We start from the raw sequence: 19,785 nt of genomic DNA on the forward strand, positions 1-19,785 counted from the left end.
GAGGGCCCACCTCCACAGCCAGCCCCCTTGACGCAGGAGAAACCCCGGTGGCACAGCACGAACACAACGGGTCAGGCGCCGAGTCGGAGTCGCCGGACCGATCCGAGTCGATCTGGCGTCCCCTGGACGCTGCGGAGGAACTCGACGAACCGGCCACCGAGTCCACGCCCGGCCCGTCCGTTCCCGGACCGTCCACGCCCAGCCCTCGTGAGCAGTGGTTCGGCGGGTTCGAGGGTGAGCCGCCCCCGCCCCCGCCCTACGCGCGGTTGCCCGAGGACACCCCACCGCCGCCGTTGCCCGGGACCGCCTACGCCGCACCGGCTCCCGAGGAGGAAACGGAACCGGAGCCCGCGGCGGCGGTGGACGAGGACGGCGAGAGCACCGTCGACGAACCCGAGGAGACGAGCGGCGGTACGGTCCGCCTCATGCCCGGGAGCCGTAGGCCCGGACAGGGGGATAACCCGTGGCGGGAGGAGGAACCCCGGATCCCGCCACGGCCCACCAAACTCGGGCGGCCCGGCCGCGAGGAGCAGGACCCGCTCGGCCCCCGTCGCATACGCGGGGATTCGGACGTCCCCGAGCCCGAGCAGCTTCCGCCGCTGGAATCGGAGCGGACCGAACGCGTGGAAGAGCCCTCGTCGGCTCCGATGGAACGCACCGACCCCTTCCCGGAGAGTTCCGGTCAGGCGCCGAGTGGTCGGAACGGTCTGGCCGCAACCACGAGGGCGGCAGAGTTCCCCGGGACGACAGGAGCCTCTGGGACGACGAGGACCACGGGACCGGGGTCGGGGCGGGGGACAGGTTCGGGACCGGGGACCACGGGACGTCCCGGGACACAGGACCGCGGAGGCGATCTGGTGCCCCGTGGCGCGTCCTCGCCCTTCCAACGTTCCGAGCGCGAGCCCGGGGTGACCTCCGACGCGCTCAACGCCGCCACCCTGGTCCGCAATCGGAGCCAGGGGCCCACCGGAGGCTGGCGCCGTGCCGTGCACTCCGCCAGCCTCGGTCTGATCAACCCCGGTGAGTCCCCCAAGGTCCTGCGCGAACGCGAACTCATCGCACGCGCCTCCACGCCCGTCGCCACCGGCCACCACCGGGTGGCGGTGCTCAGCCTCAAGGGTGGGGTCGGCAAGACCACCACCACGGTCGCCCTCGGCGCCACCCTCGGTTCCCTGCGCGGTGACCGGGTCCTGGCCGTGGACGCCAACCCCGACCGCGGCACCCTCTCGGACAAGGTGCGGTTGGAGACCGCCGCCACCATCCGCGACCTGCTCAACGAACGCCACCTGGTGTCGCGCTACGCCGACATCCGCGGCTTCACCTCCCAAGCTCCCAACCGGTTGGAGATCCTCGCCTCCGACCGTGATCCCGCCGTCTCCGAGGCGTTCAGCGACGAGGACTACCGCGAGGTCGCCCGCATCGTCGAGCACTTCTACTCGATCTGCATCACCGACTGTGGCACCGGGCTGTTGCACTCGGCCATGGGCGGTGTCCTCGGCCTCGCCGATCAGGTGGTCCTGGTCAGCTCCGCTTCCGTGGACGGTGCGCGCAGCGCCAGCGCCACCTTGGACTGGCTCGAAGCGCACGGCTACGGCGCGCTCGTGGCCGGTGCCGTCGTGGTGCTGTCCATGGTGCGTTCCAACAGCAAGAGCAGTGTCGACCTCGACCGCTTGGAGGACCACTTCGCCGGTCGTTGCCGGTCCGTCGTGCGGGTCCCCTGGGACGGCCACTTGGAGGAAGGCGCGGAGGTCGACCTCGATCGTCTGGCCCCCGCCACCAAGGACGCCTACCTGCAACTGGCCGCGAACGTCGGTGAGGCCTTCGCGCACCGCCGTTGACCCCGACGGGAGGGAGGTCACAACCCTCTGTCCCTCTCCTCTCTGGTTTACCGGCGCGCGAGCACGACAATGGAAGTGAGGGGAAGGGGTGGACATGAACGCTCAGGAGCGCCCACCGGCGGTCATCGTGGGGGTGGACGGCACACCGGCCGCGCACGCGGCGCTGGTGTGGGCCACGGAGGTGGCCGCCCGGCGCGGCGAACAACTTCGGATCGTGCACGGGCTGGACATGCCCATGGTGATGGGCGTCTTCTCCACCAGTGGGTCCGAGAGGTACGAGGCGAGCGAGCAGGCCCGTGAGGCCGGGCACCGGTTGCTCACCGACAGCGCCGAGCACGCGCGCGAAGTCCGCCCCGAACTGGACGTCGCCATCGTCCTGGCGCCGGAGGACGCACCGGCGGTCCTGCTCAACGAGGCCCGGCACGGCGACGTCATCGTCGTCGGCTCCCGTGGGCTGGGCGCGGTCCGTGCCCTGGTGCTCGGCTCGGTCAGCTCCCGCACCGCCTCGGACGCTCCCTGTCCGGTGATCGTGGTGCCCGAGGCCGGGGAGGATCGGCGTCACGGGAAGGTCGTCGTCGGGGTCGACGGTTCGGATTCCTCACGTCGGGCGCTGCGCTTCGCCCTGCGGCACGCGCTGCTCACCGGTTCCTCGGTCGAGGTGGTCAACAGCTGGGAGGTGCCCCTGCCCCAGGACACCGAGTCCCTGGCGGCGGACGCCGGGGCGATGCACGAAGAGGTGTTCGACCGTCAGTCCGAGGAGATCGTCGCGGGGGTGCTCGCCGAGGTCATCGATGATCAGACGGAGGACCTGGACATCTCCGCCGTGCGGATGCAGGAGGACCCGGTCGAGGCGCTGACCAGGGCTTCGCAGGAGGCCGACCTCATCGTCGTGGGGTCCCGGGGGCGGGGAGGGGTGCGAGGGCTCATCATGGGCTCCACGAGCCAGGGGATCCTGCACCACGCGAAGGTTCCGGTGGCGGTCCTGCCACCACATTCGGACGAAACGGACTAATGGACATGCTTCGGGGACCTTCGGCCTGTGCCGTTCAGGCATGAATTTGTTCTACTCGGTGATGATGGTGAGCAGCACTAAGGGGGATTCATGGCAGACAACAAGGTCGTCGTCGGCGTCGACGGTTCCGACCAGTCCCAGGCCGCACTCGAATGGGCGGCGGCCGAAGCCGTTCGACGCGGTGTTTCGCTCCATATCGTCCACGCCCTGGGGATGCCGCTGATCGTCTCGGCCTACGGGGGTCCGCAACGCTTCCAGCCGACCAGCGAGATCTCGGGTCAGGCGGACGCCGTCGTCACCTCGGCGAGGGAGAAGGCCGCGGAGCTCCAGCCATCGTTGAAGGTCGAGACCGTGACCGCGCTGGAGGAGGCGCCGCTGGCGCTGATCCGCCAGAGCCACCCGCACGACCTCATCGTTGTGGGGAGCAGAGGGCTTGGATCCGTTGCCGCGCTCTTCGTGGGTTCGGTCAGCGTCCGTGTTGCGGCTCAGGCACCCTGCCCCGTCGTGGTGGTGCCCTCCGAGAACGGCAAGCCCACGAGGACCAAGCTGGGCCGTGTCGTCGTCGGAGTGGACGACTCCAAGAACGCTCGCCGTGCTCTGGGTCTGGCCATGGGCCTGGCCGCCGAGACCGAGGGCGAGTTGGTCGTCGTCAACAGCTGGGAAGTGCCGTTCCCGTACGATCCGGTCGCCATGACCTCGGCGGGATACCAGCCCCAGGACGACGTTTTCGAGCAGCAGTCCGAGGCGCTCGTCGCGGAGCTGCTGGCGGACGTCATGGATGACCAGCGCGAGGACGTCAACGTCGAGGTCTCCGTGGTTCGGTCCCGGTCCAACCCGGTGAGCGCTCTGCTGGAGGCCTCCACCGAGGCCGACGCCATCGTCGTGGGTTCCCGGGGCAGGGGGAGTGTTCGGGGCCTGCTGTTGGGTTCGGTGAGCCAGGGCATCCTGCACCGGTCGAAGATCCCGGTCGTGGTCCTGCCCAAGCACGCCGACGAAGACGAGTAGTCGCCGAGGACACCTGTCCCATGCCGCTGGAGCGGGATAGAGTGCCCTTGGGATGAATACACGAAAGCCCTCACCGGACAACGGTGGGGGCTTTCGCTATTTCGTTCGAGCCTCGTGCCGAGTGAGTTCCAGCAGCGTCGACCACTCCGCCGCAGGGAAGACGAGGTACCCGGCTTCCTTGTTCTGGGTGTCACGGACGCAGGTGTGCGCTCCCTCGGAGACCTCGACACAGGCGGACTCGTTCGCGCTGTAGCTGGACTTGTGGAACTCACGGGATGAGTGCACGGGCACCTCTCTACTCGGTGATCATGCCGGCGATCAGTTCGATGCCGACACTCTTGGACAGAGCGTCCGCTGTCACGGCGTCCAACGCCATGCGGTAGTCCGCTACTTGCGCGAGGCCAGTCACGTAGGTGCCATGGCCACGCGTTTCGAGGTAGACGATCGGCGGGTCCCGTTCGTCGTCGTACTCCAGCAGAACAGTCGATCCGTGCAGAGACGCGTGCAGGCCGACACTGATCGGCAACACCAGCAGCTCCACGGTGTTGACGGAGGTGGCCATGTCCACCAGGTGACGAAGCTGAGCGTTGGCCAGCTCGGATGGCATGGCGGCAAGTCGAAGCAGAGCGGACTCATCGAGGACGCACCGGAACTCGGGAGCACCCTCCTTGCCGAGAACGCGCTGTTGTCTCTCCACACGAGCGGCGACGATGCGTTCGACTTCCTCCTCGGTGCGAGCCTGCGAAGCCCGTGCCGAAGCCGCAGCGTACTCGGGGGTCTGTAGCAGTCCTGGGACGACGATCGGGTGGAAGGCGAAGATGCGACGAGCTCGTTCCTCCCAACCAAGGAAGCCATCGGTGAGGACGTCGTCGAAGTCCTTCCACCATGGCCGAGCCTTCGCCTCGCGACGGAGTGCTTCAAGAGCTTCGCGTTGAAGTGGGTCGGTGACGCCGTAGAGATCGAGGAGGGCTCGGAACCCGGACGTGTCAGGAACGGAGTGACGTCCACCCTCCATGTGGTTGAGGCGGCCCGATGACCATCCGAGTGCCGTCCGGGCCTCCTCGACAGTCATCTTGGCGCCCTCGCGCAGGCCGCGTAGTTCGGCGGCGAGTCTGCGCCGCTCGATGCTGGGCTGGTTCGGTGGTGCCACGAGGGCTGTCGCTCTCTCTTCCAGTTCAGATTTCTCCGCCTCCTGGATCATAAAGCTCCTTCGCAGAACTGGGCATTCTGGTCAGTCTGACAAAGTCCTATTGACGTGTCAGTCTGACAGGGTCAATATGGGAAGTGTATTCATCCCGCCGGCCCTCCCAGCCGGCACCCGAACCAGGAGGTGTGCGTTCATGGCGCCCCGACACCTGAACCCGTCCGGATCGGCTTCCGTGCCCCGGCGCACGGAAGACGTGCTTCGTCAGCGCCGTCCTCGCCGCGCCTCCCGGGTGCGCGCCTACGCCTACTTGTGGCCGGCCACCCGCCCGCCGCAGATTCCGCAGCCCCGCCCGCCCATGGACGACCTCTCTCTGCTCCACCGGGTCCTCGATGGCCTCCACCGCATCCCGGTGGTGGCCTAGATGAGCGATCTGACGAACCCGCGTCCCGCCCCCAAGCCGCGCACGGAATCGCTCGGTGCCCCTGTGCCGGTGTGCACCGAGACGCACCTCAACGCATGCGGCTTCACCCGTCGCTGCTGTCGGCCCACCGGCCACGACGGTGACCACATGGAGGCCGACGGCACCACGTGGGAGCCGCCCACCACGGTGCTGCCGCGTCTGTACGCCCGTTGGGGACTCACACACCGCTTCGCTTGGACCGGGCAGTTCTGGATGGCCACCGACCTGAACCCCCGCAGCCGCTGGCGCAGCGAGATCGAGCCGACGCCCGAACTCCTGGAGGCGAGCCTGCGCCGCCACCACGGTGACCCTCCTGGCCCCGCCCCCGAGAACGCCCCCCACACCCCCGAAGAGGAACGGGCCTGGCAGCGCCAAGGTGAGCGCTTCAAACGGGACTGGGGTTTAACCGAACCCGACGGCTGCTAGAGACCCCCGCGCCCTCGCCACCGTGCGAGTTCCCCCGGCGAGGGCGCGGGACCCACTCCCTCCACCACAGCCAGCAGATGGCCCAGGTCGGACACTGCTCGTCGCCGAAGAGTTCGGAGAGGGGAAGCGACGCGCAGATGTCGATAAACCGACTGACTTACTCAGTCCCCAGACTGAGATTGCTCCTGAAGGAGGACGTGAAGCTCGTCCACGGTCAGCCAAGGCCTGGATACGTGGATCATGCGGTGGCAGTTGGCGCACAACAGCGCGAGGTCATCAAGACGGGTCTTGCTCTCCCCGATGTGGTGCAGGGGGACGATGTGATGCACCTCGATGTAGTTGCCACCGCGCGGCCCATAGGTTCTGGCGAAGTCGAAATCGCACGCTTCACAGGCGATGGGAGAGCCTTGAGCCAGGACCTTATCGATCTTCTGAGACCGCAGCTTGCGGTTGCGCTCACGGGCGTAGTGCTTGCGTATGAGTAGGCGGCCTTCGAGTGCGCTGATGTCCTGCTCCACCTCTTCTTCCACAGGTGGGAGGTCGATCAGCTCCCCGGAACGCACGCCCTGACGGATGCTCTCGGCCGCTGCACGCATGCGGTCCGGTTCCGCGAGAAAGGCTTCGAGCACCTTGCGGTCGAGTGCGCTGCCGTTGGTCTTCTTCGTGACTCGGTCCGGATGCCAGTTGAGGATGTTGTCGGTCTTGAGCCGGATGCTGTTCGGTTACCGGAAGCCCTCCGGACGCTTCTCCACTGGGTGAAGCGGAAGGAGCTGAAGAAGCTCGGATAGCGCGATCACCTCTGGGCGAGTGGTGTCCAAGGTCTTCCAGCGGTGTTCCACCAAGAGGTCGCACGCCAAGACCAACTCTTCCCAGACCCAGGGAAGCTGTGGGAACGATCGGACCTCGAACCCCAGGCTCTCCAGCTTCTTCGCGACAGTGGCCGCACCACCGGAGAACTCTGACGGGAGCAGAGGGCCTGCCCTGCACGTGCTTGTGTGCGACACCGCAGAGGGCCTTGGAGTCGTACCTCCTGCCTTCGTGCACCAGGAAGTAGGAGCGGGATCCTTCGAACCCATAGGTACGGAGGAACAGCTCACCACCAAGCTCGTCATACTCCCGAATCGCTTCCAGAACCGCGTCCCGTGTGACATCTGCCAGACCCATGGCGCCAGCCTAGATACCGAACATTACGGGCAGATCGGTCGCCCACCGGTCTCTACGTCTGGCTGAGTACAAGCGCTGGAAGCAGTTGACGCGCTGGACGTACCGGCGGGAGAACCTTCCGTCCACCTCCCGGGCTATCGCCAGGTTGGCCTCTGACCGCACCACGAATACCTGACGGGCACCACGATCGGGTCCACCACGCCTCACCCGATGTCGCGCATCAACTCGTAAGTAAGATCCAGCAGTGCCCCACCGAGCTCAACAAACTGGCGTCGGTGGACGACTGGCGAGACCGGGATCATCGATCTTCGCTCGTCCGCTCACTCGGGGCGTGTCAGCACGTCCAGGAACTCGTGGTTCACGAAGAGGCGTTCTCGACCGACCTTGACGTCGAGCAGGAGCCCCGCCCCCACCAAGGCGTGCAACCAGGACGACGCAGTCTGGCGCGAGACTCCGCATCGGTCAGCGACAGTGTTGATGCGGCAGTAGGGCTGCTCGAACAGCACTGCCAAGAACTGTGAGTCCCGTCCACCCGAGGTGGCGGCGCGAGCTCGCTCGGCAATGTCTTCCTGGCACGTGCGGATGGCTCCGATCTTTCGTGTCGTTGACACTGCAGAGTCGCGAACAACGTCAAGCATGTAGAGGACCCATTCGATCCAGGAACCATCAGCTGTCACGGCCCGCAGGAGCCGGTAATAGTCGTTCTTGCGGGTGATGATGGCGCGTGAGAGATAGAGGATCGGGTCGTGCAGTAGACCAGCCTCGATCAACATCAGGATGTTGATGACGCGGCCGGTGCGTCCGTTGCCATCGTGGAAGGGGTGGATCGCCTCGAACTGGTAATGGGCCACCGCCATGCGCACTAGCGGATCAAGATCGTCCTCAGCGTGAACGAATCGCTCCCAGGCTGACAGCTTCTCGCGAATGAGGTCGACCCCCTCGGGTGGGGCGTACACAACCTGCCGTGTGGTCGGGTTCGCGATGCGCGTGCCGGCCACCGCACGAATGGCCATCTCCCGGCCTTGCAACTCGGAGCAGATTCGGACAGCTGTCGCAGACGTGAGCGGCCGGTTCCTGATCGATTCGACCCCTGCGAACAGCGCGCTCCGGTAGCGCAGTGCCTCCTTGGTAGCTTGGTCCCCTCCGCCCGAGTCGGCGTACTTGAACAGCTCATCGGCCGTGGTCACGATGTTCTCGATCTCGGAGCTGGCTTGCGCCTCGAGCAGTGGGACAGCGTGGATCAGGACGTTGGGGTTCGGCAGCAGTTGGCTGGCTTGGGCGAGGGTCGCCAGCGCCGTTCGGGCTTGGACGGTCGCCTTGAGCACGGATTTGGGCTCCAGGTCGAGGTCGGCCGGCGGCAGCGGGGGCAGATCGTTGAAGGGAACATCGGGGCTCCAGGACACGCGTCAACTCCTTCGACATATCCGCGTCACGTGTTAAGAATCCTGGGAAAAACTAACATGTTCCCGGAGTATGTCGGGTTTTTTGACACGTCCTCATCGCGGGTCGACCCGTTGGTTCCGTTCGTCAGTGCTTGTTCTGGACCGGTTTCTGTGGCGGCCATGACTGTGCGGCCGTAGGCCCTGGCTGCTCAACATCACGACCACGACGTGGCTACGCCGGGCGAGAGAGTCCGACCCTGTCTCCGAAGAATCGCTTCGAGCCACCCCACGACATCAGCTCTACTTTCTCGTGACCGACCTGAACCCCCTACCCGGCTGGTCGTGTCCTGGCAGAGCAGGTCTCTTCCGTCAGTTGAGTCACCCCGGATGGAGGCATAGCTGCTGTGCCCGAGCGTCTCGGAGACGATCTTCAAATCTGTGCCCGAGGCCGGCGCGAGGCTCGCGGCGCAGTGCCGAAGGTCGTGGACGCGATGGGCGAGGCTCGGCAGAAGGTGTTCGCCGCCGGACCCTGGGAACAACGAAGGCCAGTGACTCGGTCCATGTGCGATGGAACCGGCTCACCGGCCTTCTCTGCTTCCTCGTAGGCCTCTAACCTGGGGACTCTGCGGAGGGTATGGGATTTGAACCCATGAAGCCCCGTTGTGCCGAGGGTTCCTGGCGACCTGTCGACAAACCGACGAAACACCTTGTGAACTGCGTAGATGTTCCGAGGGCTTCCCAGCGCTTCCGGCCCCTTCTCAGAGCCATGTGCGATGAATGTGCGATGCCCTGTGGGGCTGCCACGTGCCTTCGACCTAGGTGGGCCTCACGTTCCTGGTGGGCTCACCACAGATGCCTTAGCCCGAGTATTCGGCAATCACGGCTTCGGTCCCGCATGGGTTCTGGCGCGATCGGTTTGTACCCCCACGCGTCCTATGCGGCGCCAGGTCCCATGCGGGCTTGGAGGGGTCCAGGGGGCGCCGAGCCCCCTGGTACCACCAGTCCTCCTTGCACTACCGGGTGCCTCTCGACCCGAGGACGTCCGGGGTGCTAGGGAAGAATTTCCTTGGCGAACCAGCACACTGTCAGTCACAATGATCAGGCCAGATAATCTAAGTTAGAAAATTCGAGCCTTTTCGTTTCCAATGACGGTAAGGTTGCTTTGTCTTATGAATTAGGAGGTTGTATGGGTGCGATGGTCCTTGACACGCAGGAGATTGTGTCTCTTAGTAGAAAAGGCAAACCGCCGCCTGATGGTGATGTATTTATCACTTCAACCACGGCGCAAGAGCTTTTTTTCTTGAGGGTTAGAGGTTCCGGGAAGCCTGCCTATTGGATTCCTGCGCTCCATAAAGTGAGACGTGCCGAGCTCATGGAACGAAAAGATTGGAGACTCCTTGTAAAGGAGTATTCTTCGCGGGGAGCTGCGCACCGTGATCGCCATTTGGATAGGCTGGTCGCCGACTTCGGCCGCGACTACCCCCCCCATCGTTGAGACGGGGCATGCAGCAATCGCTCGGATTGTAAATGAGCGAAAAGGGTGGCTTTTTCCAATGTGTGCTGACGCCGGCGGATTAAAATTTTTGCGCGAGATGAGATCGCGAGCGGACTATCTTGATGAACATAGAATTCGCTGTAAACCCCTAAATGGGGAGGCTATGAATTCTGCACTTCCTATGTTCCACGCTTTTGTGGGAACTTATGCGGTGAAGCTGGACTATCGGAACTCCTTAAACGATATCTTCATTCTATCAGTGGCGAATAGTTGGAGGGCTTCGCTGCTAACCAGTGATAGGCTGCTGGCTAATTTTTCGAAGAATTACCTTGGAGCGGAAGTGGAGGATTTCCAGGGGTGTGGAAAAATAAATTTTCCGGTCAATTTCCGCGAGACTCAGAAGATGCGAGAATCCAAAATGTATGTGAACAAGAACTGGAGGATGATCGCTGATCTGAGGCGGAGGGGTCTAGGCTAGTGCATTGATGCATAATTGAAATGGCATCTTTGCATGTGCCTTGGTTGTAGAATACTATTTTTGTTTCCGAAGGTGGTACGGGGTCTGTGAAATCGATCGTGGTACCGCCTCTCCGGTCCGGCCGCTGCTGGCTCGGGACCGGGCGCCAGCCCGCAGCCCGAGCCAGACGGCGTGCCACCGCGACGGCGCTCGCGCCGTCGCCTTGATTCCATACAGCCCAACTCGGCAAGTTCGCTCACTGCTGATTTCCAGTGAGATAGATCTGTACTGCGGCTACAATCACTGGCGATATGGCAGTTACTGCTCCTACAAGGAGCGTGATCTTGTTCTCTCTGGTGAGTCTTTCGGGGGTTCCTTTTTCGTTTTTCCGAATACTTTGACTAGAAATCTCTCCTTGCCTTTCAGTGTTCATGATGATTTTCCTTTCAGCTATGGATTCTGATGTTCCCATGCCAAGGCCGACTAGAAATATAAGTAGAAATAGTCCTGCGGGAATCCAGAGGAGTACAGACAGCCAGTTCGGGGTGTCTAGGTAGAAAATGGGAAAAATGAGGGAAGCTGTTAATGCAGCAAAAAGGATCGATATTCCAAAGCTGCTGAGGGATTCTCGATTGTGGATCTTTGCCAGGTCGAAGAGCGCGCCAGCAGCTCCAATTCCGCCTAGAACTGCAGCGGATATATATGCTGCAATGCGCCATGGCGTGCCCACATTGAAAAATGTTGAGCATGCTACGATTACAAAGGCAAGAAGAATGAAAGCTGAAGCTATTCCGACGCCTTGGTAGTTTTTCTTTATTTCTGGGTCAGTATTCTGCCGTGCTGGCTTGGCTGTTTCTAGTGCATGGCCAGTGTTTCTTATTTCTATAAGAGTTTTTTCCCATGGGAAGTTTTTGATATTGCTGCCCCCTGATCCGGGTGGGTGTGGTTCAAAGTATTCTTCTCCAATCAGGATTTTTACATTCTCTTCTTGGAGAATCCTTATACTGCGTTCCATGGGTTCACGGTTCATGTAGGCGGAATTAATGAACGGGAGGACGACGGTCGGCACGCCGAGCCCGATCGCCTCGTTCACCACGTCCAGGACGTAGTTGTCGGCGATCCCGTTGGCCAGCTTGTTGATCGTGTTGAACGTCGCTGGCGCGATGATGATGGCGTCCGCCTTGGGAGAGCGCGGTTCTCCTGGAGCGCGATGTTGGCTACGCACCAGCCTGCCGGTCTGCTTCTCCAGCGCCTCGACGTCGATGAAACTCACCGCTGATGGTGTGGCCATGACCTGAACGGTCCAACCCTGCTCCTGGGCCAGATCGACCAGCTTGCCGACATCCGAAGCCGGACCTGCCGCGCACACCACCACGTAGAGAGTCTTCCGCTCACTCACTGAGTCAGGCACCGACCCTTTCCGCTAGTTCGCTGACGTTGTCGTACAGGTGACCACTCGCCCGGGTACGGATGTCGTTGATCAACTGGTGCACCACCGGACGGGCGGTCAGCTCCTCGCTCGCCATCTCCTCGGCGTTGCGCAACGCGTGGTAGGCGTGTTCGGTCTTTCCCCACTGCTGATAAGCACGGGCCGCGTCGATGAACAGCGTCACCCGGCGTTCCATCACGTCGATGTTGTCCAACCGCACCTGGCGCGCGTAGTCGATCGCGCTGCCCGCGTCGCCCAACTCGACTGCCGCGCTCACCCGGTGCAGCAGGACGTTGGTCGGTCCGAAGGCGGTCCACTGGTAGTTGAAATCCCCGCCGAGCCGTTCACCCGCGTCGCTGGCCTCGTCAAGCAGGCTGAGCGCCTGGCCCCGGTTTTCGCGCTTGGCCGCCGAGACCGCACCGCTCAGCAGAAGCGACCCGTACACCGACAGGGATTCCGGTGTGGCCTCGTCCGTGGCGCTGTCCACCCGTTCGGCGGTGCTCGTCGCCAGTTCCGTCGCCGCCCTGTAGTGGCGCTCACGCATCAGCGCCCGGGTGAACGCCCTGGCGCTCGCACCCACGACCGCGGGGCTCTCGCTCGCCTCGGCCGCGCGCATGCTTCGGTCGGCCGCGAGGTAGGACAGACCGCGCTCCTCGCACTTGAGCAGGAGGCTCGCCGCCACGTGGTACGCCTCCGCCCGAAGCGCGTGCACCCGGGAGAGGTCGTCGTCTTCGACACCGGACATCGCGTCATCCAGGCCGCGCAGCAGTTCGGGTAGCCGTTTGGCCACCGCCGTGTAATGGCACGCCTGGTATCCGGCCTTGGCCGCGTGCGTCCGCTTGGCGAGCTCGCCGAGACTCGTCGCCGCTCGCACAGCCGACCGACGACCTCCCGCGTACCTGGTGAGTGCTGCGGCGATCTCGTCCATGTCCAGCACTGAACCTGTGGTGGCCTGGAACAGGGCGGTTCCGGCCAGTCCGACGAATGCGCGACGTCGCACCTTCTCATCCTCCCCCGGGCCCGGGCTCCTGGGTGCGGGACGCCTCGGTGGTGCCGAGGACTCCGCGCTGTCGGATCCAGTGAACGTGCCGGGGTTCTTCGGTGCAAGGCCGAACAGCATCCGCGCGCGGTCGGGCATCCCGAAGCCGTCGGCGATCCGTTCGTACACCTCGAAGGCCGTGACGGTCTTGCGGCCGTTCAGTACCTCGCTCACCCGTCCCTGTGAGAGGCCGGTCGCCGCCGAGATCGCCATCTGGCTCGCACCGCCGTACTGGCGCCCGAACCGGAAAAGTGCCTGGACATCGCGCCTTCTCAGGAACTCCGCCGTGTGCTCGCGTTCCCATGCCCACGACGGGATGGTGATCCGGCTCATCGGGTGTCCCGGCATCGTGACTCCTCGGCGGTGCGAGTGCAGGGGGGACGGCCAGTATCCCCCCTTGTCATCCCGAGGAGGAATGGGTTTCGGGAAACCGAATCGGGATTGTTGGCCTCATGGACAGCAGCAGCGCAACCACGTGCAGGTCATGTCGCGGACGGGGCTGGAAGTCCGTCCGCCCTCGGCGCTTGGTCGTCGTTCGGGTCCCCTCCGATACGGAGCCGACCAGGCGTACCGCGATGTGCCCCTTCTGCAAGGGGACGGGACAGGTCTCCACCATGGCGTCTCCGTCCCACGGCAGTGGTCTCGCCTGCTGACCCATGACAAGACAGACCCCCGCGACGCGGTGGAAGGCGTCCGGGGGCGCGGCCAACCTGAGGAAAGCAGGCTGACGTGAGCGACCTTATCGCCCTGATTCGGGCTTGGGTGACTCTGATTCGACCGAAACGACACGGCAGGCACCACCGCACCGGCCCCCGGGCCTACTACCTGCCCGCACCAGCGCGGGCGGAGTTGTGGCCCGCACCGGACCCCATCGTGATGGACACGGGCGACCCCCGCGCCTACTCCCTCCAACGCGGCCCCTACGCCCACCTGGAGCACCGGCGCCGCGCGCAGCGGGCCGAACGGGACCGGCGGGGGATCGATCTGCTGGTGCAGATCGCGCGTTCGACTCCCGCCCTCGACGACATGGCCGAGTTGCGTGACCTGGTGCGCACGGCCATCGCGGTCGGGGCGGTGCGGCGATGACCACAGAACCCTCCGTCCCGATCGCCGATCGGGAGACCCTGACCGCCTGGGCGCGGGAACAGGGCGTGCGGGTGCGGATCTCCTTCGAGGACTGGGATTCCATCACCTACGAAGCCCTCTCCACCGGCCCGGACGGAACTCCTCTGGTGGAACGGTACCGGTGCGTGCTGCCCGCGTCCCTCGCGCTGCGGCGTCTGCGGCTGTCCTACGTCGTCGGGCTCTGCCACGACGCGGGCGGGGCGGCGTGCAACCATGTCCGCCGGGTCGTGCCTCCGGTGCTCTCGGCCTCCGAGTCGGCCGCCCGGCATGACGTGGCGCTGGTCGCGGCGGCACTGGTGGAGTCCGAGCGCCGGGCGGTGTGCGGGGCGACGGTGGACAACCTGACCGTGTATACCGTGCAGCGCGCCCAGGACTGGCAACCCTTCTGAGGGGCCTTCCTTCGGCGCTTCTGTGACCCCCGCGTGCCCTGATGTCTCTTCGAGACCACGGGGCCCAGGGCACGCGGGCTCCTTCTTCGCGGCGACGTGCACGCCTGGGGTGTGCTTCCCGCCGTGTCCTCTGAGCAGTGGTGGGGGTTCATATGTGCCCCCACCTGCTGACAGAGACGACCGAGAACAGTAAGCTACTCGACCATACGAGTACTAGAGTCACCAGGTGGACATCATGTCGAGTCTGGAGTTCGCTCCGCCCAAGTACGTGCAGATCGTGCGGGCGATTCAAGAGCGCATCGAGGACGGTACCTATCCGGTGGGGGAGATGCTTCCCTCCGAGTCGCGGATGGTGCGCGAGTTCGGGGCCGGGCGCTCCACGGTCGTGCGGGCCTTGCAGATTTTGAGCATGCAGGGGTGGATCGACCGTGAACACGGGCGCGGGTCCTTCGTGCGCGGCGTCCCGCAACAGGGCTCCGAACGCTCCCACGCGGGGGCCAGCGCCTTCGACGCCTCCGAGGAGGCCAAGCGCAACCGCATCCTGACCGCCGGACGCGCCCCGGCCTCCGCTGCCGTGGCCGAGGCGATCGGTGTGCCCGAGGGTTCCCCGGCGATCATGCGTCAACGCCTGGTCCTGGACGAGGGCGAACCGAGTGAGCTGGTCACCCTGTGGTTCCCCCTGGACGTGGCCGAGGGCACCGACCTGGGCGAGACGCAGCCGATCAGCATCGGCGCACGCGAACACGTGCAGATGGTCAAGCAGCTCAGGCCCTCCAAGGTCGTCGAACGGCTCTGCGCACGCCTGGCCACCAGCGTTGAACGCGAACCCCTGGGGCTGGACGAGGGCACTCCGGTCCTGGGCATCACCGCGCGGATACTCGATGCCTCCGGGGACGTGATCGCCGTCGCTGAGGTGGTGCTCCCCGGTGACCTGCACGAACTGGAGGACTCCTACCCGGCCGTGTAGACGCGGCTCCAAGACCGGCCACATATCCACTTGTCCGGACGAGTGTGGCCGGTTATTCTTAGGCTCCACTCGACCGGTCAAGTAGTTGAGTGAACATCACAAGGAAGGTTGATCAGATGGCTATTCAGGGTGCGTTGCCGGTGGCGTTCGGGACGGTGTTCCCGCATGGTGCGTTTGCGTTGGGGGTGGAGGCGATCACCGACTTCGAGACCAAGCGGCCTCAGCTCGACAAGGACAGCGGGTTGCCGTTGTGGGCGGTGGACGTGATCGACGCCGACCCCGAGGCGCGGGGCAAGGCCAAGTCGGTGAAGGTCAAGGTCGCCGCCGAGGTGTGCCCGACCCTGCCGGACGAGGTTCCGGGGTTGCCGTTCCGGCCGATCGAGTTCGAGGCGATGGCGGTCATGCCCTACGTGGACGACTCCGGTCGTCGTCCCCGGGTGGCGTACTCGCTGCGCGCCCGTGGCGTGAAGGCTCCCGGTGGTGCCGCTGGCGGTCGTCGCGCTCCGGCTGCGAAGGAAGCCGCCTGACCCTCGACATGTAAGCGGGGCGGCCTGGTGCTGGAACACCTCGGCCGCCCCTGAATCCCTCCTGCGACTGCGAAATCTCAGAAGAGGTGTCTCCAAGTATGTCCGATTACCCCCGTGACCTGTCCGGGCACAGCGGCCCGGAACTGGTCCGCCTGCTGCTGGACGCGACCAACCCCCCGCCCACCACCGACACCGAGCGTGCGGAGTTCTTCGACTTCAAGGCCCGGGTGTTCGCCACCCTCGCCGATCGGGAGGAGAACCCCACCGCCGCGACCTTCGCCGCCCGCGCCCGCTCCGACCGTGACCGGCTCCTGGCCCAGATCGAGAACGAGAACGGCGGTGGCCTGTGATGATGCGCCAACCCAAGGTGGGGGCCGCTCAGTCCTCCCCGACCCTGCCCACCCCGGCCCAGGGGGTGCGCTGGACGACACCGATCGTGGAAACCCCCGGCATTGTCGTGCTGGCCTCGTGGGTCTGGCGGCTGGTGCGGTTCCTGGTCACGCTGCCGTTCCGGTTCCCGGTCATGGTCGTCTGCCTGACCGTCTCGTCGGGGGCCTGGTGGTGGCTGGACTGGTCCGGCCTCGCCTGCCTGTGGGGCGTGGCTGCCGTGGTGTCCCTGGTGTGGTGGCGGGCCTGGCCGGACTCCTACCGCGCCTGCGTCACGCTGCGTCTGCTGGCGTGGTGGCGGCACCTGTTCGTGTACCGGCGGCACTGGCAGCCGGTGTTGGTGATCTCCGGGCTTGCTGAGTCCTACCAGGAACGCCGCTACCTGCCCCGTATCCGCCGTGTGCGGTGTAACTCCTGGGCCGACTACGTCCGCGTCTCCCTGGTCGCCGGAACCTCCCCGGCCGACTTCGAGCACCGTGTCACCGAGTTGGCGCACGGGTTCGCCGCCCCCTCCTGTCGCGTGGTGGTCAACGGGTCTCGGGACATCACGTTGGAGTTCCCCCGCCACGACACCTTGGCCGAACCCCTGGACGCACTGCCCGTGCCCGAGGTCCCGGATCTGGACGCGCTCCCGGTCGGACAGCGCGAGGACGGCTCGCCGTGGCTGCTGCGGTTGCACGGAACCCACGTGCTCGTGGTCGGGATGACCGGGGCCGGCAAGGGATCGGTGATCTGGTCCACCGTCCGCGCCATGCTCCCCGCCCTGGCCGATGGGACAGCGCAGGTGTGGGCAATCGACCCCAAACGCATGGAACTGGCCTACGGCCGCGACCTGTTCACCCGCTACGCGGACACGGGCGAATCCGCGGTGGCACTCCTCGAACGCGCGGTGGCTTCGATGCAGGAGCGGGCCGAACGCTACGCGGGCAAACAGCGCTCCCACGTGGCCACGGTCGATGACCCGTTCGTGGTGGTGCTGCTCGATGAGGTCGCTTTTCTGACCGCCTACCACCCGGATCGGGACGTGCGCCGTCGCGCGGAGAACGCGATTGCCACCCTGACCTCGCAGGGGCGTTCGGTCGGCTTCGCGGTCCTGGCGGCGTTGCAGGACCCGCGCAAGGAGGTCATGAACCTGCGCAACCTGTTCCCGGACAAGGTCGCGCTGCGCTTGGACGAGGCATCCCAGGTGGACATGGTCCTCGGTGAGGGCGCGAGGGAACGTGGTGCGGAAGCCCACCTGATCGACCCTGCCTTGCCGGGGGTGGCTTACGTCCGTCTGGAAGGCTCACCGGCCCCGGTACGGGTCCGCGCGGCCTACGTCTCCGACGAGGACATCACCGCCATGGCTGAGGGCTACGGAGTGGGATCGTCCGAGGAGGTCGTGTGAGTCCTCTTCTTGGACCGACGGTAGTAACTCCAACCGATCACCAGATAGAGCACGGGGATCGCTATGCCCGTCCACACCATCCAAGCGGGTGGATCACGGAGCAGGATGTACACGGTGGCATACCCGCTCCATGCCAGGGCCAAGACCAGGTTGAGCCACATCAACGGTCGGGACTGATCCATCGATTCACCTCGCGGTTGCTGTCGGAGGTGAGCTGATGCCGACTCCCACGGGCAAGAGCACCCGGGCTGAGCGTCTGGCCCAACCCTTGGCGAGGGAGGTCGCCGAACAGATCGCCGCCGACAAGGGGGTGTGCATACGGCCGGTCTCCCTACGACGTACCGACATAGCCACGGGCCAAACCGAGGTGATCGACGTTCCGTGCGGGTCCACGCTGGAATCCCGGTGTCCCGCCTGCGCCAAGCGCAAGAGGTCGCTGCGGCGCTCTCAGTGTGAAGAGGGCTGGCACCTGACCACCGAACCCGTGGTGGAACCCGCCCCGCCCACCGAACAACAGCGGGCCTGGGTGGAACAGCGTGCGATGGTCACCGCCGAACGGGACCGCCTCGCCGCCACGGGGTCGGCCTCGGCTGAGGAACTGTCCGTGCTGGATGCGGCGATCGCGGACCTGGACGAGGAGATCACCGCCTCCGGCCTGCGTGGATCGGTCACCCGCTCCGCTGACTCCTCGGGCTCGTCGGGGTCGCGTCGGGGGCGCTCGACCAAACGGCGTCAGGACGTGCCCGACCTGCCCAAGCGACCTATGACGCGCAAGACCGTGGGGCGGGCCTTCACTGACCCGGCCTCGGGCAAGGTGTTTCGGCCCTCGCTGTTCATCACCCTGACCCTGGACTCCTACGGTCGGGTCCGCTCGGACGGAACCCCGGTCGATCCCTCGACCTACGACTACCGCCGTGCTGCTCGGGACACGTTGCACTTCTCCAAGCTGGTGGATCGGTTCGTGCAGAACCTGCGACGGGTCGCGGGGTTCGATGTGCAGTACTTCGCGGCCGTGGAACCCCAACGACGCCTGGCCCCGCACCTGCACATGGCCACACGCGGCACCATTCCTCGGGCGGAGCTGCGGCAGATCGCCGCCGCGACCTACCACCAGGTCTGGTGGCCCAACGCCGACACGGCCCGCTTCGAGGGTGACCACCTGCCCGTGTGGGACGAGGACAACAACACCTACCTCGACCCCACCACGGGGGAAGTCCTGCCCACGTGGGATGAGGCGCTGGATGAGTTGGACGCCGACCCGGACGCCGAACCCTTCCACGTGGTGCGGTTCGGCCGACAGGTGGACGCCAAAGGGGTCGTGGCGGGGTCGGCGGACGCCGCCCGGTGTGTGCGCTACCTGGCCAAGTACCTGACCAAGGACATCGCCGACTGCCATGCGGCCGAAACGGTCCGGCAGGAACAGCACGTGGACCGGCTCCTGGACGCGCTGCGCTTCGAGCCGTGCTCGCCCCGGTGCTCCAACTGGCTGCGCTACGGCATCCAACCTGACGAGGCCAAGGCCGGGCAGCGCCCCGGGTTCTGTCGGTCCAAGGCGCATCGTCGCGAACACCTGGGCTACGCGGGCCGCCGCGTCCTGGTCTCCCGCAAGTGGTCCGGCAAGACCCTGGCCGACCACAAGGCGGACCGGTTGGCCTGGGTCCTCAACGCCCTCGGAATTAACGGCGTTAATAGCGACCCCGCCAACGAGGATCAGGGCGACAAGGACAACCCGCGTCCCCCCGTGCTGTCCTCGGTCGCCTCGGGCTCCTTCGAGTGGGAGTTGGCCCGCCCCACCGACCCCGACGTGGCCCCTCGGGAGCAACGCCTTCTCCGCGCGGTGGGCGAAGCCCTCAAACGCCGCGCCCAGCTCGACGCGGCACGGCGGAACGATCTTTCGGCAACCCACGGAAGCAGGACGGCATGAGTGCGACGACGGCGACCCCGGCCGTTCCGGAACAGCGTCGGGACCACGGCCTGTGGTCGGTGAAGGACACGGCCTCCTTCCTGCGCGTTCCTCCCAAGACGCTCTACGAGTGGCGCTACAGGGGTGACGGTCCTCCCTCCCACCGCGTCGGCCGGTACGTGCGCTACGTGCCCGCCGAGGTCCACGCCTGGGTCCTCGCCCAGTAACCCACGGAAAGGAGACACC

19 protein-coding genes and 1 pseudogene are annotated in these 19,785 nt (G+C 65.5%); 13 read left to right on the top strand and 7 right to left on the bottom strand.

Annotated elements, in window-relative coordinates:
• Nucleotides 1–47: 47 nt before the first annotated feature.
• From BQ8420_RS01525 to BQ8420_RS01535, 3 genes are all read left to right on the top strand, one after another.
• Nucleotides 48–1,838 carry a MinD/ParA family protein gene (locus BQ8420_RS01525; protein ID WP_087095994.1) on the top strand — a complete coding sequence of 597 codons (1,791 nt, stop codon included), beginning with the start codon at nucleotides 48–50 and terminating at the stop codon, nucleotides 1,836–1,838.
• Nucleotides 1,839–1,932: 94 nt separating this feature from the next.
• Nucleotides 1,933–2,850, top strand: coding sequence for a universal stress protein (locus BQ8420_RS01530; RefSeq protein ID WP_087096021.1), 918 nt, complete (start codon nucleotides 1,933–1,935; stop codon nucleotides 2,848–2,850).
• A gap of 90 nt (nucleotides 2,851–2,940) precedes the next feature.
• On the top strand, nucleotides 2,941–3,855 hold the full coding sequence (locus BQ8420_RS01535) for a universal stress protein (RefSeq protein WP_087095995.1): 915 nt from the start codon (nucleotides 2,941–2,943) through the stop codon (nucleotides 3,853–3,855).
• A 96-nt stretch (nucleotides 3,856–3,951) separates the two neighbouring features.
• On the opposite strand, the gene BQ8420_RS01540 is transcribed toward BQ8420_RS01535, so the two are convergent.
• Both BQ8420_RS01540 and BQ8420_RS01545 read right to left on the bottom strand, forming a co-directional pair.
• On the bottom strand, nucleotides 3,952–4,140 hold the full coding sequence (locus BQ8420_RS01540) for a DUF397 domain-containing protein (RefSeq protein ID WP_087096022.1): 189 nt from the start codon (nucleotides 4,138–4,140) through the stop codon (nucleotides 3,952–3,954).
• 10 nt (nucleotides 4,141–4,150) lie between these two features.
• Nucleotides 4,151–5,005, bottom strand: a complete 855-nt coding sequence (locus BQ8420_RS01545) for a helix-turn-helix transcriptional regulator (RefSeq protein ID WP_255404774.1) — start codon at nucleotides 5,003–5,005, stop codon at nucleotides 4,151–4,153.
• Nucleotides 5,006–5,195: 190 nt separating this feature from the next.
• Here BQ8420_RS01545 and BQ8420_RS01550 point away from each other — a divergent pair, with 190 nt between their 5' ends.
• The gene (locus BQ8420_RS01550; RefSeq protein ID WP_087095997.1) at nucleotides 5,196–5,423 is read left to right on the top strand and encodes a hypothetical protein; all 228 of its coding nucleotides are present in this window, start codon (nucleotides 5,196–5,198) and stop codon (nucleotides 5,421–5,423) included.
• Nucleotides 5,424–5,888 (top strand): hypothetical protein, encoded by a 465-nt coding sequence (locus tag BQ8420_RS32160; RefSeq protein ID WP_200815749.1) that lies wholly within the window; start codon nucleotides 5,424–5,426, stop codon nucleotides 5,886–5,888.
• Nucleotides 5,889–6,049: 161 nt separating this feature from the next.
• Here the strand turns inward: BQ8420_RS32160 and BQ8420_RS32540 are convergent, their stop codons facing one another.
• From BQ8420_RS32540 to BQ8420_RS01580, 4 genes and pseudogenes are all read right to left on the bottom strand, one after another.
• Nucleotides 6,050–6,517 (bottom strand): HNH endonuclease, encoded by a 468-nt coding sequence (locus BQ8420_RS32540; RefSeq protein WP_235005857.1) that lies wholly within the window; start codon nucleotides 6,515–6,517, stop codon nucleotides 6,050–6,052.
• Between the two features lie 855 nt (nucleotides 6,518–7,372).
• Nucleotides 7,373–8,455, bottom strand: coding sequence for a Fic family protein (locus tag BQ8420_RS01570; RefSeq protein ID WP_087095998.1), 1,083 nt, complete (start codon nucleotides 8,453–8,455; stop codon nucleotides 7,373–7,375).
• A gap of 2,808 nt (nucleotides 8,456–11,263) precedes the next feature.
• Nucleotides 11,264–11,797 (bottom strand): annotated as a pseudogene (locus BQ8420_RS01575) (flavoprotein); the annotation flags it as partial.
• Nucleotides 11,790–13,202, bottom strand: a complete 1,413-nt coding sequence (locus BQ8420_RS01580; RefSeq protein WP_087095999.1) for a helix-turn-helix domain-containing protein — start codon at nucleotides 13,200–13,202, stop codon at nucleotides 11,790–11,792. The pseudogene BQ8420_RS01575 and the gene BQ8420_RS01580, both read right to left, overlap by 8 nt.
• 381 nt (nucleotides 13,203–13,583) lie before the next feature.
• Between BQ8420_RS01580 and BQ8420_RS32545 the strand changes: the two genes are divergently transcribed.
• The 6 genes from BQ8420_RS32545 to BQ8420_RS01610 all read left to right on the top strand — a co-directional run bounded on the left by BQ8420_RS32545 (nucleotide 13,584) and on the right by BQ8420_RS01610 (nucleotide 17,636).
• Nucleotides 13,584–13,940, top strand: coding sequence for a hypothetical protein (locus BQ8420_RS32545; RefSeq protein ID WP_235005858.1), 357 nt, complete (start codon nucleotides 13,584–13,586; stop codon nucleotides 13,938–13,940).
• Complete coding sequence (locus tag BQ8420_RS01590; RefSeq protein ID WP_087096000.1) at nucleotides 13,937–14,368, top strand: hypothetical protein; 432 nt, start codon at nucleotides 13,937–13,939, stop codon at nucleotides 14,366–14,368. The genes BQ8420_RS32545 and BQ8420_RS01590 overlap by 4 nt, the downstream gene beginning before the upstream one ends.
• Before the next feature lie 226 nt (nucleotides 14,369–14,594).
• A complete protein-coding gene (locus tag BQ8420_RS01595; RefSeq protein WP_017568165.1) occupies nucleotides 14,595–15,335 on the top strand; it encodes a GntR family transcriptional regulator in 741 nt (246 codons plus the stop codon).
• A gap of 116 nt (nucleotides 15,336–15,451) precedes the next feature.
• Entirely contained in the window at nucleotides 15,452–15,862 is a 411-nt protein-coding gene (locus BQ8420_RS01600) for a plasmid replication, integration and excision activator (protein WP_087096001.1), read from the top strand.
• Nucleotides 15,863–15,960: 98 nt separating this feature from the next.
• Nucleotides 15,961–16,212: a hypothetical protein gene (locus BQ8420_RS01605; protein ID WP_087096002.1), complete on the top strand. Its 252-nt coding sequence runs from the start codon at nucleotides 15,961–15,963 to the stop codon at nucleotides 16,210–16,212.
• Nucleotides 16,212–17,636: an FtsK/SpoIIIE domain-containing protein gene (locus BQ8420_RS01610; RefSeq protein WP_087096003.1), complete on the top strand. Its 1,425-nt coding sequence runs from the start codon at nucleotides 16,212–16,214 to the stop codon at nucleotides 17,634–17,636. Before BQ8420_RS01605 ends, BQ8420_RS01610 begins: the two co-directional genes overlap by 1 nt.
• Here BQ8420_RS01610 and BQ8420_RS31235 read toward each other — a convergent pair.
• Nucleotides 17,603–17,818 (bottom strand): hypothetical protein, encoded by a 216-nt coding sequence (locus BQ8420_RS31235; RefSeq protein ID WP_143847057.1) that lies wholly within the window; start codon nucleotides 17,816–17,818, stop codon nucleotides 17,603–17,605. The genes BQ8420_RS01610 and BQ8420_RS31235 overlap by 34 nt on opposite strands.
• Before the next feature lie 35 nt (nucleotides 17,819–17,853).
• Between BQ8420_RS31235 and BQ8420_RS01615 the strand changes: the two genes are divergently transcribed.
• Nucleotides 17,854–19,560: a replication initiator gene (locus BQ8420_RS01615; protein WP_087096004.1), complete on the top strand. Its 1,707-nt coding sequence runs from the start codon at nucleotides 17,854–17,856 to the stop codon at nucleotides 19,558–19,560.
• The gene (locus tag BQ8420_RS01620) at nucleotides 19,557–19,766 is read left to right on the top strand and encodes an AlpA family transcriptional regulator (protein ID WP_013156279.1); all 210 of its coding nucleotides are present in this window, start codon (nucleotides 19,557–19,559) and stop codon (nucleotides 19,764–19,766) included. Before BQ8420_RS01615 ends, BQ8420_RS01620 begins: the two co-directional genes overlap by 4 nt.
• Nucleotides 19,767–19,785: the final 19 nt, after the last annotated feature.

It is taken from the genome of Nocardiopsis sp. JB363, from assembly GCF_900143625.1.
GTDB lineage: Bacteria > Actinomycetota > Actinomycetes > Streptosporangiales > Streptosporangiaceae > Nocardiopsis.

What these genes read in the sequence shown, in the direction of transcription:
- BQ8420_RS01530 (WP_087096021.1), top strand. Translation starts at nt 1,933, where the DNA reads ATGAACGCTCAGGAGCGCCCACCGGCGGTCATCGTGGGGGTGGACGGC.
- BQ8420_RS01535 (WP_087095995.1), top strand. Translation starts at nt 2,941, where the DNA reads ATGGCAGACAACAAGGTCGTCGTCGGCGTCGACGGTTCCGACCAGTCC.
- BQ8420_RS01550 (WP_087095997.1), top strand. Translation starts at nt 5,196, where the DNA reads ATGGCGCCCCGACACCTGAACCCGTCCGGATCGGCTTCCGTGCCCCGG.
- BQ8420_RS32160 (WP_200815749.1), top strand. Translation starts at nt 5,424, where the DNA reads ATGAGCGATCTGACGAACCCGCGTCCCGCCCCCAAGCCGCGCACGGAA.
- BQ8420_RS01580 (WP_087095999.1), bottom strand. Translation starts at nt 13,202, where the DNA reads ATGCCGGGACACCCGATGAGCCGGATCACCATCCCGTCGTGGGCATGG.
- BQ8420_RS01590 (WP_087096000.1), top strand. Translation starts at nt 13,937, where the DNA reads ATGACCACAGAACCCTCCGTCCCGATCGCCGATCGGGAGACCCTGACC.
- BQ8420_RS01600 (WP_087096001.1), top strand. Translation starts at nt 15,452, where the DNA reads ATGGCTATTCAGGGTGCGTTGCCGGTGGCGTTCGGGACGGTGTTCCCG.
- BQ8420_RS01605 (WP_087096002.1), top strand. Translation starts at nt 15,961, where the DNA reads ATGTCCGATTACCCCCGTGACCTGTCCGGGCACAGCGGCCCGGAACTG.
- BQ8420_RS01610 (WP_087096003.1), top strand. Translation starts at nt 16,212, where the DNA reads ATGATGCGCCAACCCAAGGTGGGGGCCGCTCAGTCCTCCCCGACCCTG.
- BQ8420_RS31235 (WP_143847057.1), bottom strand. Translation starts at nt 17,818, where the DNA reads ATGGATCAGTCCCGACCGTTGATGTGGCTCAACCTGGTCTTGGCCCTG.
- BQ8420_RS01615 (WP_087096004.1), top strand. Translation starts at nt 17,854, where the DNA reads ATGCCGACTCCCACGGGCAAGAGCACCCGGGCTGAGCGTCTGGCCCAA.
- BQ8420_RS01620 (WP_013156279.1), top strand. Translation starts at nt 19,557, where the DNA reads ATGAGTGCGACGACGGCGACCCCGGCCGTTCCGGAACAGCGTCGGGAC.